The organism is Mesorhizobium sp. M6A.T.Cr.TU.016.01.1.1 (genome assembly GCF_003952585.1).
Lineage (GTDB): Bacteria > Pseudomonadota > Alphaproteobacteria > Rhizobiales > Rhizobiaceae > Mesorhizobium > Mesorhizobium mediterraneum.
In genome coordinates this window covers 1,644,503-1,656,605 of sequence record NZ_CP034452.1, presented here as the reverse complement: position 1 = coordinate 1,656,605, position 12,103 = coordinate 1,644,503, and the positions used below count along the sequence as shown (strand labels likewise).

Annotated in this window: 8 protein-coding genes; 4 read left to right on the top strand and 4 right to left on the bottom strand. The window is 62.8% G+C overall.

What is annotated here, in order from left to right; genetic code table 11:
- Positions 1 to 19 precede the first annotated feature (19 nt).
- The 4 genes from EJ075_RS07650 to EJ075_RS07635 form a co-directional block, all read right to left on the bottom strand.
- Complete coding sequence (locus EJ075_RS07650) at positions 20 to 1,042, bottom strand: zinc-dependent alcohol dehydrogenase family protein (protein WP_126103925.1); 1,023 nt, start codon at positions 1,040 to 1,042, stop codon at positions 20 to 22.
- Between the two features lie 19 nt (positions 1,043 to 1,061).
- Positions 1,062 to 2,825: a TRAP transporter large permease subunit gene (locus tag EJ075_RS07645; RefSeq protein ID WP_126107270.1), complete on the bottom strand. Its 1,764-nt coding sequence runs from the start codon at positions 2,823 to 2,825 to the stop codon at positions 1,062 to 1,064.
- Positions 2,825 to 3,430 (bottom strand): TRAP transporter small permease subunit, encoded by a 606-nt coding sequence (locus tag EJ075_RS07640; RefSeq protein ID WP_126103924.1) that lies wholly within the window; start codon positions 3,428 to 3,430, stop codon positions 2,825 to 2,827. Before EJ075_RS07640 ends, EJ075_RS07645 begins: the two co-directional genes overlap by 1 nt.
- Before the next feature lie 253 nt (positions 3,431 to 3,683).
- A complete protein-coding gene (locus tag EJ075_RS07635) occupies positions 3,684 to 4,589 on the bottom strand; it encodes a branched-chain amino acid ABC transporter permease (RefSeq protein ID WP_126103923.1) in 906 nt (301 codons plus the stop codon).
- A gap of 101 nt (positions 4,590 to 4,690) precedes the next feature.
- Between EJ075_RS07635 and EJ075_RS07630 the strand changes: the two genes are divergently transcribed.
- From EJ075_RS07630 to EJ075_RS07615, 4 genes are all read left to right on the top strand, one after another.
- The gene (locus tag EJ075_RS07630) at positions 4,691 to 5,302 is read left to right on the top strand and encodes a CGNR zinc finger domain-containing protein (protein WP_095485049.1); all 612 of its coding nucleotides are present in this window, start codon (positions 4,691 to 4,693) and stop codon (positions 5,300 to 5,302) included.
- Positions 5,295 to 5,828 carry a hypothetical protein gene (locus EJ075_RS07625; protein WP_126103922.1) on the top strand — a complete coding sequence of 178 codons (534 nt, stop codon included), beginning with the start codon at positions 5,295 to 5,297 and terminating at the stop codon, positions 5,826 to 5,828. The genes EJ075_RS07630 and EJ075_RS07625 overlap by 8 nt, the downstream gene beginning before the upstream one ends.
- 215 nt (positions 5,829 to 6,043) lie before the next feature.
- A complete protein-coding gene (locus tag EJ075_RS07620; RefSeq protein ID WP_126103921.1) occupies positions 6,044 to 9,523 on the top strand; it encodes an indolepyruvate ferredoxin oxidoreductase family protein in 3,480 nt (1,159 codons plus the stop codon).
- A gap of 135 nt (positions 9,524 to 9,658) precedes the next feature.
- On the top strand, positions 9,659 to 11,971 hold the full coding sequence (locus EJ075_RS07615; protein WP_126103920.1) for an EAL domain-containing protein: 2,313 nt from the start codon (positions 9,659 to 9,661) through the stop codon (positions 11,969 to 11,971).
- Positions 11,972 to 12,103 lie beyond the last annotated feature (132 nt).

Genomic DNA, 12,103 nt, shown 5'->3' with positions numbered 1-12,103 from the left:
TGACATTTCGATTTGCCGATCAGCGCGGCACCACCACCACCTTGACTTCACCTGGCGCAGGCGGGTTGGCGATCACCGCGGCCGCCTCCTCAAGCGTTACCTGCCGTGAGATGAGCTTGTCGATCTCGATCGCACCCGAGGCGATGAGATCGGCGGCCCGGCGATGCGTAAACGGATTGAGGAACGAGCCCAGAACCTTCAATTCCCGGAACAGCAGGTCGAAGGGTTCGAATTCTGCCTTCATGCCTTGAGGCGTCACGCCGACGACGACGATTGTGCCGCCGGCCCTGGCGAGCCGCATCGATTGCTCGACCGTCTCTCTTACACCAGCACATTCGAACACCACATCGACGCCGCCCGGCAGCAGACCCGACGGGCCGCCGACCGTATCGATAATATCGCAAGCGCTGGGGTCGACCGTCGCTGTTGCGCCCAATTCTTCGGCGAGGGCACGCCGCGAGGCCTGGCGCGTCGACAGGATGATTGTGGTCGCGCCGGCAAGCCTCGCCAGTTGCACGGTGAGCAGGCCGATCACGCCGCCGCCAAGCACGGCGACCGAGGAGCCGGGCTTTATCTGGGCCAGTTCCACGCCATGCAGGCAGCAGCCAAGCGGCTCGCAGAACGCGCCATGCGTCGGCTTCAGGTCTTTCGGAAGGAGGAAGGCCTGCTTCTGAGGCAGCACGACATATTCGGCGAAACCGCCGTCGCGGCGGATGCCGATGGCAATCAGATTATGGCAGAGATTGATGCGACCGGCATGGCAGTGCGGACAGCGCCCGCAGGCGATGTTGGGATCGCCGGTGACGCGATCGCCGACCGAAAAGCTAGACACAGCGGCTCCAATCGCCTCGACGATCCCGGAGAATTCATGACCGAGCGTGACCGGCGGCGTACAGGGAAATTCGCCATGGAAAAGATGCCGGTCGGTGCCGCACACGCCGCACGCCTCGATCCGCACCAGGAGGTCATCCGGCCCGGCGGATGGTTTGCCGACCTCGCGCAGGGCAATGCTGCCCACGCCCTCCAGCCGCACCGCTCTCATGTCTGTCGGGCCTCCGGCATCAATTGAAACTCGGCGGTTGGGACAGATCGGATGCCGGCGCTGCTGGCTTGGCAGGCGGCGGTTCACCGAAACTCGGCGGCTGCGACAGATCCGGTGCAGTCGGCGCCGTGCCGCCATCCGCCGGCGGTGCGCCGAGCGGCGACAGGCTTGGCGTTTCCGGCACCTGGTAATCGATCGTGCCCGGATCGACTGGCGTGCCCTTGTAGTGCATCACCATCTGCGGGAAGGCGATGGTCAACCCGATCATGATGACCTGGATGCAAACGAAGGGAACCGCCCCCCAATAGATCTGGCCGGTTGTCACCGGCGCGATCTGCTTGCCGGTGAGGCGGTCGAGATAGGGCACGCGGGCGGCGACCGAACGCAGGTAGAACAGCGCGAAGCCGAAGGGTGGATGCATGAAGCTGGTCTGCATGTTGACGCCGAGCAGCACGCCAAACCAGATCAGGTCGATGCCGAGCTTGTCGGCGGCCGGCGCCAAAAGCGGCACGATGATGAAGGCGAGCTCAAAGAAATCGAGAAAGAAGGCGAGCAGGAAGACGAGTATGTTGACGCCGATCAGGAAGCCGACTTCGCCGCCCGGCAGCGAGGTCAGGAGATGCTCGACCCAGATATGGCCGTTGACCCCGTAGAAGGTCAGCGAGAACACGCGCGCACCGATCAGGATGAACAGCACGAAGGACGACAGCCGCGTCGTCGACGCCAGCGCCTGCTTGATCACATCCAGCGACAGCCGCCCTTTCATTGCCGCCATGATCAGCGCGCCGACAGCGCCCATGGCGCCGCCCTCGGTCGGCGTGGCGATGCCCAGAAAGATGGTGCCCAACACCAGGAAGATCAGCGCCAGCGGCGGGATCAGCACGATGATCACCTGCTGCGCCAGCCGCGACATCATGTTGATGTTCAGGCGCTGGTCGGCGATCGCCACGACATAGATCAAGACCACGCCGATGGTGGCGCCGAGAATGTCGGCATTTTGGCCCTGCGAAGGCGCAAGATAGCGATACGCCGCGTAGGAAACCACGACTGCTGTCAGCACCGCCACCAGCAACGACAGGATGCCGTGGCCGAGCGTGCGTGCCTCCAGCGGCAATGCCGGCATGGACTTCGGCCGGACAATCGACATGATCAGGATGTAGAGCGTATAGAGGCCGGTCAGCACCAGGCCGGGGATCAGCGCGCCCGCATACATGTCGCCGACCGAGCGGCCGAGCTGATCGGCCAGAACGATCAGCACCAGCGAGGGCGGAATGATCTGAGCGAGCGTGCCCGATGCGGCAATGACGCCGGACGCCACACGGCGGTCATAGCCGTAGCGCAGCATGATCGGCAGCGAGATCAGGCCCATCGCGATGACGGAGGCAGCCACTACACCCGTGGTTGCGGCAAGCAGCGCACCGACGAAGATCACGGCATAGGCGAGGCCGCCGCGGATCGGCCCGAACAATTGGCCGATCGTGTCGAGCAGGTCTTCGGCCATGCCCGATCGTTCGAGCACGATGCCCATGAAGGTGAAGAACGGGATGGCCAGCAGCGTGTCGTTCGACATCACCCGGCTGCCGTAGAAATTATCCGGCAGTGCGTGCAGCAGCGGCCAGGCGAGATTGATCGAGCCGCCCGAATAGGGTGACAGGAGGACGCCGATAAAGAAGAACAGCAGGCCGTTGGCGGCGAGCGAAAACGCGACCGGATAGCCGATCAGCATGAAGATGATCAGCGAGGCGAACATGATCGGCGCCATGTTCTGCGCGATGAACTCGATCACGAGCGCACCTCTTCGGCGAGCGCCTTCGCTTCGTCGGCGAGCGCTTTCGCTTCGAGTTCGGCCTGCTCATGCACCGATATGAACGGCGTGGGATCGTCCATGTCGCCGCGCATGATGGCAATCTTCTTGATGATCTCGGAGATGCCCTGGAGCGCGAGCAGGAAAAAGCCTACCAGCAGGATCGCCTTCGCCGGCCAGATGATCAGCCCGCCTGAATTGTTCGACATTTCGCCGCTGCGAAACGACAGCGAAACATAGGGGACGAAATAGATCACCATCAGCGTCACGAACGGCATCAGGAAAAAGAGGTGACCGAGAAGGTCGATCCAATGCTGCACGCGGCGCGAGAACATGCCGTAGACGATGTCGATGCGGATATGGTCGTTCTGCTTCAGCGTATAGGCGGCGGCCAGCATGAAGGCGGCGCCGAACAAATACCACTGCAGTTCCAGCCAGGCGTTCGACGACATGTCGAACGTCTTGCGGATGACGGCATTGGCGGCGCTGACCAGAATTGCCAGCAGGATCAGCCACGACACCCATCTGCCGATGAATTCGTTCACACGGTCAATGGTTCTGGATAGAGCGAGAAGCCCTGCCATGCATTCCTCCCTTTACGCATCGGCCGAAAATCGGTGTCGATTTTCGGAAAGCACGATGCGTGACTCAAAGTGTCAGCGGCGGCTGATTCCCGCTTGTTTTTCGTCGCGCCGCTGTGGCCCAACGGTATGCCGTGCGTGGCCCGGCGGGTCAACACGGCGCAAGCCGAGTAAACAATCTTGTGAGGTGAGCAAGGGCGAAACAGCCGCCTGACCGAGCGTCATGCAACCAAAGTCTACCAAAACCCGAGGCGGTTCAGGCAATCTTGCTCTGGTCGCGGCCGGCGCCGACCAGCACCAGCATGGCGACGAGGAACAGATACATCCAGGCGTCGCGCCACTCGACCGGGAAATAGCCGGCCCAGAGCGATTCGGCCATGCCGAAGGCGGCAGCGCCAAGTGCTGCCCGCAACGGCGAGAGATAGCCGCCCACCGCCGTCACGAAAAGGATTTTCAGCCCGTAGACCAGGCCGGAGCCGAAGCTGATGTTGCCATAGTAAAGGCCGGCAAGGACGCCGGCCAGCGCCGCGCAAAGGCCGCCGGCGAGCACTGCGTGCCGAAACACCGCGCGCACATCGACGCCGCACATGGCCGCGGCTTTGGGGTCGTCGGACACGGCGCGCCAGCGCCGGCCGAAGCTAGAGCGGGCGAACATCCAGGCGGCGAGCCCTATGGTTGCCGCGACGACTGCGCAGTCGAGCAACTGGATGAGCGTCAGCGTGGCATTGAAATTGGCTCCCCGCGCAAAAATGATGGGCTGGGCCAGCATTGGCGGCAGCCACAGGTCGTGGGTATTGGCGGCGATGCGGCTTACCTCTGACAGGAGCAGCAATATGCCCAGCGTCGTCACCACAATCGCGTTGGGCGTGCGGTCGACCAGCGGCTCGAAGATGCTACGCGACAGGACATGGCTGATCAGCGCCGCATACAGGAACGCAGCGACAATGCCGAGCGCGACGGCCGCGAACAGGGTCAGCCACAGGGCCTGATAGCCGAAGGCTGCGGTGAGGATCATCGTCTGTCCGCAAAAGGCGAACAGCGCGCCGTAGGCGAGGTTCGTCCGGTGCAGAATGCCGTTGGTCAGCACATAGCCGAAGGCGAGCAGCGCATAGAGCGCGCCGGAATGCAGTCCGTTCAGGACCTGCTGGAAGAAATAGAGCATGCGAACGTCCTTGGATCGCGGAAAACCGCGTCCATGCGAAGCAGATTTGCATCGGGTAATCTAACTTGTCAAACGCGATTTATCGGTTAGAAATGGCGCTCATGACGGTTTCCTGGACTCCGCACCGCTTCACTGGTGGCCTTCTTGCACTCGATACGGCGAACACCGTCGTACTGCGTGGCGATCCCCAGAAAACCTTCGACCGGCTCAAAGATCCGGCAGAGATCGCCCGTTTCGCCGACGCGGCAAGCGTCTTTCGCGCCGCCGAGCTTGGCGGCAGGCGGCTCGAAGCGCCGTTGCCGGGTAAGATCGCGCCGGTCGTGCTGGCGATCCGCGAGACGACCGACCGGCTGTTTCGTGGTGCGGCGTCGAAAGGCGCGGTCGCCACGGGCGATCTGCCTGGCTTTCTGGAGGCCTGCGCCGAGGGTCTCGCGCACAGCCGCACCGAAATTCGTGCGCCGGGACGGCCGTTCGGCGATCCGGCGACGCCTATCGCCTTCGAGGCGGCACTGGCGGTTTCGGCACTGTCGCTGCTACAGGGCGACACCGTCGCTAGGTTGAGGGTCTGCCCCAACTGCACTTGGCTGTTCCTCGACCGAAGCCGCAATTCCAGCCGTCTTTGGTGCGACATGGCGGTGTGCGGCAACCGCCAGAAGGCGAGCCGCCATTATCGTCGCCGCCGAACGGCAGCCGGAGGGACAGCCAATGTCTAGGAAAATCTTGCGTCTGGTCGGTGCCGCGCTCGTGGCAGCGACGATGCTCAGCGCCTGCCGCGATACCGGCAGGGACGGCGAAGGCAGATTGTTCGAGATCTCCGGCAAGCTGTTCGTCTTCAACTACCGCCTCGCAAGGGCGACCTATGTCGTCACGCTGAGACCGTTGCAGCCTATGCAGGAAGGGCAGGTCGCGGTCGCCAGCTTCCAGAATCCGGCTGGCGGCGAGCCGCTGATCGTCGAGCAGAAGGTCTGGCCGAAGCTCGGCAAGGTGTCGCTCGAGAGCCCGGCGCTTTTCTGCATCGTCAAGGACAAGCCCTATGCGATTGCGATCAGCATCAAGGATGCCGACGGTACGGTTCTCCAGAAGATCGACACCACGCTGATGTCGACGCAGGACCAATCGGTCCTGCCCGACCGGCCGTTGGTCATCGACCAGCTCTATACGCCCAACCCCGAGCTTGCCGGCCATCCTGACGGCAAGCTGCCGGGCGCGCCTAAGCCCGACTGTTCGAAGACCGGCTGACGCGTCGCCGCCGGTATCGGCTGCGGCCGGAATTTTCATGCGCTGGCGAGCAACCGGTGTGCGGTTTCTTACACCATCGGGCGCGGACCGGATCGTTTGTTGCGCTTCGCCTTCGTATCTTCGATTTTGTTTGACCTGCCCGCCAAGGGAAGAAACACTGTAGCATCCGCTCCCGACGTTGGCTGTGCTTGCGGCCTCCGCAGAGGAAATGCCTAATGACGCTGCATGATGTCGCGCTCGACGACAAGTTCGACTTGGGAAAGGAGCGCATCTTCCTTTCCGGCGCGCAGGCGGTCATCCGTATGCTTCTGATGCAGCGCGAGCGCGACCGGCGGGCTGGCCTGAACACTGCCGGCTTCGTCTCCGGCTATCGCGGCTCGCCGCTCGGCGGGCTCGACATGCAGCTTTGGAAGGCCAGGAAGCAGCTCGCCCAGTCGGACATCGTCTTTCAGCCCGGTCTCAACGAGGAACTGGCAGCCACCGCCTGCTGGGGATCGCAGCAGGCCGAATTGCTCGGCGAGGGCACGCATGACGGCGTCTTTTCAGTCTGGTACGGCAAGGGACCGGGCGTCGACCGATCCGGCGACGTGTTCCGCCATGCCAATCTCGCCGGCTCGTCTAGATATGGCGGCGTGCTTGCCCTGATGGGCGACGACCACATGGCCGAATCCTCGACCAACGCGCACGCCACCGAATTCCTGTTCGTCGACACCATGGTGCCGATTCTCAATCCGGCCGGGGTTCAGGAGATCATCGACTACGGGCTCTACGGCTTTGCCATGTCGCGTTTCGCCGGCACCTGGGCGGCGATCAAATGCGTCAAGGACAACATCGAATCGACGGCTTCGGTCGATGCCGCGCTCGAACGGCTCGATATCGTCGTCCCGGACTTCGACATGCCGCCCGGCGGTCTCAATATCCGCAACGAGATCGACATGCTCGGCCAAGAGGAACGTCTGCATGAGTACAAGCGCGCCGCGGCTTCGGCCTTTATCCATGCCAACGGGCTGAACCGGATCGTCTATTCCGGTGGACGTGCCCCGAAGCTTGGCATCGTCACCATCGGCAAGAGCTATCTCGACGTTCGCCAGGCGCTGGAAGACATCGGCGTCGACGAGGTCGCCGCCAACCGCATCGGCATCAGGCTGTTCAAGGTCGGCTGCCCGTGGCCACTTGACCTGCAGCACATCGCCGACTTCGCTCGCGGCCTCGACACCGTCGTCGTCGTCGAGGAGAAACGCTCGCTGATCGAGGTGCAACTGCGCGAGAACCTTTACGGCACCGCCACGCAGCCGGTCATCGTCGGCAAGAAGGACGAGCGCGGCGACGGGCTGTTCCCGGCCAAGGGCGCCCTCGATCCCAACGACATCGCCATAGCGCTCGGCGAGAGGATCTTGCGAACGATCGGTCCGTCGGACGAGATTGCCGCACGGGTGGCGAAACTTCGCCAGTTCCAGGCGATGCTCGCCGACACGTCAGACATCGCCTCGCGCACGCCCTTCTTCTGCTCCGGCTGCCCGCACAATTCCTCGACCAAGGTGCCGGACGGCTCGCTCGCCGCCGCCGGCATCGGCTGCCATTTCATGGCGCTTTGGATGGACCGCAACACCGTTGGTTTCACCGCCATGGGTGGCGAGGGCGCGCAATGGGTCGGCCAAGCGCCGTTCTCGAAGCGCGACCACATCTTCCAGAATCTCGGCGACGGCACCTACAACCACTCCGGCGCGCTGGCGATCCGCTTTGCGCTGTCGACCGACGCCAACATCACCTACAAGATCCTCTACAACGACGCCGTCGCCATGACCGGCGGCCAGCCGCACGAGGGCGGCCTGACGGTGGACATGATCGCCAGGCAGGTGCGCGCCGAGGGTGTCGAGCGCATCGCCATCGTCACCGACGAGCCGGACAAATATGCCGGCAAGGTCGAATTCCCCGCCGGCGCCACCATCCATCATCGCGACGACCTCGACCTCGTCCAGCGCGAATTGCGCGCGGTCAGGGGCACATCCGTGCTGATCTACGACCAGACCTGCGCCGCCGAAAAGCGCCGCCGCCGCAAGCGCGGCACCTTCCCCGATCCCGACAAGCGCGTCTTCATCAACGAGTTGGTCTGCGAAGGCTGCGGCGATTGCGGGGTGCAGTCGAATTGCGTGTCGATCCAGCCGGTCGAGACCGAATTCGGCCGCAAGCGCAGGATCGACCAGTCGAGCTGCAACAAGGATTTCTCCTGCATCAACGGGTTCTGCCCGTCCTTCGTCACCGTGCATGGCGCCAAGATCAGGAAGGCCGAGGGTATGGCCGGCACGACCGATCCGCTCGACGGCGTGCCCGCGCCCGCCGAATTTCCGCTCGGCGAACAAGGCTGGGCGGCGATCATCGACGGCGTCGGCGGCACCGGCGTCGTCACCATCGGCGCGGTGCTCGGAATGGCGGCCCATCTCGAAGACAAGGGCTGCGGCATGATCGACATGGCCGGCCTTGCCCAGAAGGGCGGCTCGGTGTTCACCCATGTCCGCATCGCGCAGAGCCCGGACGATATCCATGCCATCCGTGTTTCGGCCGGGAAGGCCGACCTCGTGCTAGGCTGCGACCTCGTCGTGTCGGGCGCCCAGAAGGTGCTCGCCGCGGTGCGCGAAGGCCACACGATCTTCCTCGCCAACACCGCCGAGATCATGCCCGGCGAGTTTACCCGTTCGGCGGATTTCTCGCTGCCTGTCGAGCGGCTGAAAAAGGCGATCCGCACTGCCGCCGGCGAGAATAAGGCGCATTTCTTCGATGCCACCCGCACCGCCACCGCGCTGTTCGGCAGCTCGCTCGGCGCCAACATGTTCATGCTCGGCTTCGCCTTCCAGCATGGCGGCTTGCCGCTGTCAGCCGAGGCAGTCGAAAAGGCGATCGAGCTCAACGGCCAGGCCGTGGCGATGAACGTCTCAGCCTTCCGCTGGGGCCGCCGTGCCGCCCACCAGCCGGATTTCGTGCGCGGCCTCGTTGCCCAGCCGGGCAAGACTGCACAGACGGCCGCTGTCGCCGAAACGCTGGACGACATCATAGCCCGCCGCGTCGCCTTCCTCACCGCCTATCAAAGCGCCGCCTATGGCAAGCGCTATGCCGACAGACTGGCCGCGCTGCGCAAGGCTGAAGCCAAGGCGGTGCCCGGTTCGACCAATGTGACCGAGGCCGCCGCGAGGAACCTGTTCAAGCTGATGGCGATCAAGGACGAATACGAGGTGGCGAGGCTCTATACCGACGGCTCCTTCGCCGCCGAGCTGGGCAAGCAGTTCCAGAGCTACGACAGCCTCGAATTTCATCTCGCGCCGCCAATCATGGGCAGGCGCGGCAAGGATGGCAAGCCGAGGAAATCGAGCTTCGGTCCCTGGATGATGAAGGGGTTTCGCCTGCTGGCAGCGATGAAAGGATTGCGCGGCACGGTCTTCGATGTGTTCGGCTACAGCACCGAGAGGCGTATGGAACGGCAGCTTCTTGTGCAGTACGAGGCTGACCTGGAGCTTGTCGCCGCAGCACTCGCGCCGGGCAAGGTCGAGGCCGCCGCAGCGCTTGCCTCGGTGCCGGCGCTCATTCGTGGCTATGGTCACGTCAGGCAGGCCAGTGCCGAAAAGGCCGCTGGCGAGCGCCAGAGGCTGCTCGATCGGTTGGCAAAGACGCCGGTACGGCGGGAACTCCAGGCCGCCGAGTGATCGATATGCCCTATTTACCTGAAACCTGCCTCACGTTGGGTCAACGGGGTTGGTGGCGGAGCCCGAAACGGCCTCTCTAAACCTTTCTTAAGGCGAATGTGACACAGCTTGGCTCCCCAGGGTTGGGATTCAAGCGTGAATCTAAGAAGAAAGAACGAGATCCCGGTCGACGTCTACATTCCGTTCGTGGAAACTCTGTTTCGCGACGGTTTCACGCTGTCGATTGGTCTCGTCGCGCAGACGCTCCTCGTCATTCTGGTCTACTGGAAGACCATGGACGTGACGTATCTTCTGGTCGCCGCTGGGCTGATCATCGTAGGCACGCTGCGCCTTCGCAATATCAAAAAGTATTTGCGGCGTCCTTCCCCGACGACTTGGGAGGAAGCGCGCGCCCGCGAAAACGACTATATCATTTATGGTTCGATGCACGGCTTCATGCTTGGTGCTTTCTGTTTCGTCGGCATCTATCTGGCACACGACAGCTATGCCGAAATAGCCGCTGTCTGCGTTACGCTGGCATCGGTCACGTCGATCGCCGGCCGCAACTATGGCTCGCCGCGGATGGTCATGATCTTCATCATGACCACCACATGGCCGATATCACTGGGTTTCATCCTGCGTGGCGATGTCTACCATGTCATACTTGGTCTGATGTCGGCTCCCTTCCTGTTCGCTATCAAACGGTTTGCCGATATCGTCCGCGAAGTCCTGTTTACCGCTCTGTCCGAGGAGAAGAAGGCGAATCGCATCGCCCAACGCTTCAATCGGGCGTTGAACACCATGTCGCATGGCCTTGTCATGCTCGGCCCCGACGGCCGAGTGGCGGTGGCCAATGCCGAAGCCGCGCATCTGATGTCGCTCAAGTCCCCCGACGCGCTGCTCGGGCGGTCGATCCACGGTCTGCTGATGCGCGGCGTTGCCGGCGGCATGCTGGCGCCGAAAGACTGCCGCTACATCGAAGCCCAGCTTACGCGCGCCCTGCGCGAAGGGCGCGACCGCAAGGTTCTCGTCTCGCTCGCGAACGGTCAGCATTACGAGTTCTCGGCGCGCGAGGGTAGCCAGGAGCTGGGCGTCATCACCTTCGAGGACGTGACGGCCCGCGTTGAGGCGGAAGACAAGATCCGCTTCATGGCGCGTTACGACAGCCTCACCGGTCTGCCCAATCGCGCTTATTTCCACGAGCTGATCGGAGAGGCGATGGCGTCCGGCGACCTTGAGCGCCTTTGCGGGCTCGCCGTGCTTGATCTCGACGACTTCAAAAACGTCAACGACACCCTTGGTCACCCGGTCGGCGACGGATTGATCTACGCCGTCGCGGAGCGGCTGGCGGCGGTCGCCGGCCCAGGCATCACCATCAGCCGTTTCGGCGGCGACGAGTTCATGATCTTCTTCGACCGTGTCGAGGACGAAAGTCATCTGATCGGCCAACTCGACGGGATTTTCGTCGACTTGCAGGGCGAGGTCGACGTAGCCGGCCATGGACTGCGCATCCAGGCCAGCGGTGGCGCCGTGCTGTCGCGGGTCAAGGATACCGATGTCGACGCCATGATCGTCAAGGCGGATCTCGCGCTCTACAAGGCCAAGGAACTCGGCAAGAACACTTGGCGATTGTTCGAAGCGTCGATGGACGCCGCTTTCCGCAACCGCCAGCTGATGAAGGCGGATCTGCGCACCGCAGTGGAAAGCAAGGGGTTGCGGGTGGTCTACCAGCCGATCGTGGCGATGAGCACGATGCGCATCGTCAGTTGCGAGGCGCTGTGCCGTTGGGATCACCCCGAGCTCGGACCGATTTCGCCCAGCATCTTCATTCCGCTGGCGGAAGAAATGGGCATCATTTCCGAGATCAGCACCTTCGTCCTGCATGCCGCGTGCACTGAATGCGCCAAATGGCACGCGCAGACCAGTGTCTCGGTCAATCTCTCGGCCAAGGACTTCCGCAACCGCGACGTTATCCAGAAGGTTCGCGATGCGCTCGCCAGTTCCGGTCTCGCCGCCGGCCGCCTGGAGATCGAAGTCACCGAGACGGCATTGCTCGACGACAAGTCGCTGACGCGTCAGTACATCGAGGAATTGAAACGGCTTGGCGTGCGCATCGCGCTCGACGATTTCGGCACCGGATATTCGAGCCTGAGCTATCTCCACAAACTGCCGCTCGACAAGATCAAGATCGACCGTTCGTTCCTTATAGACGTCACCCAGAACAGCCGTTCGCTCGAATTGCTCAAGGGCATCGTCAATCTGTCACGGCCGCTGGGGCTTTCGGTGACCGTCGAGGGCGTCGAAACCTTCGAACAGCTCAAGATACTCTCGTTGCAGGTCAAGCCGGACCTGGTCCAGGGATTCCTGTTCGGCTCAGCGCTCAGCGCATCCGGCATCGAGACCATGTCGAGCACGGTCTGGCCCTTTGCTAAGGACATCAAGACGGGCAGGAAGGCGACACGCCGCTAATTCCTGACGAAAAATCTCGTACTTTAGTATAATTTTACCTATTATTAAGGTTAATGACTGGTAAATGACCCCTATCCAGTTTTCATCTTTACATCGTACGACCCCGCCGTAGTGTTGCTCGCGGGGGCAGTT

Coding starts and splice junctions, on each gene's coding strand:
- EJ075_RS07650 (WP_126103925.1), bottom strand. CDS start 1,042: ATGAGAGCGGTGCGGCTGGAGGGCGTGGGCAGCATTGCCCTGCGCGAG.
- EJ075_RS07640 (WP_126103924.1), bottom strand. CDS start 3,430: ATGGCAGGGCTTCTCGCTCTATCCAGAACCATTGACCGTGTGAACGAA.
- EJ075_RS07635 (WP_126103923.1), bottom strand. CDS start 4,589: ATGCTCTATTTCTTCCAGCAGGTCCTGAACGGACTGCATTCCGGCGCG.
- EJ075_RS07630 (WP_095485049.1), top strand. CDS start 4,691: ATGACGGTTTCCTGGACTCCGCACCGCTTCACTGGTGGCCTTCTTGCA.
- EJ075_RS07625 (WP_126103922.1), top strand. CDS start 5,295: ATGTCTAGGAAAATCTTGCGTCTGGTCGGTGCCGCGCTCGTGGCAGCG.
- EJ075_RS07620 (WP_126103921.1), top strand. CDS start 6,044: ATGACGCTGCATGATGTCGCGCTCGACGACAAGTTCGACTTGGGAAAG.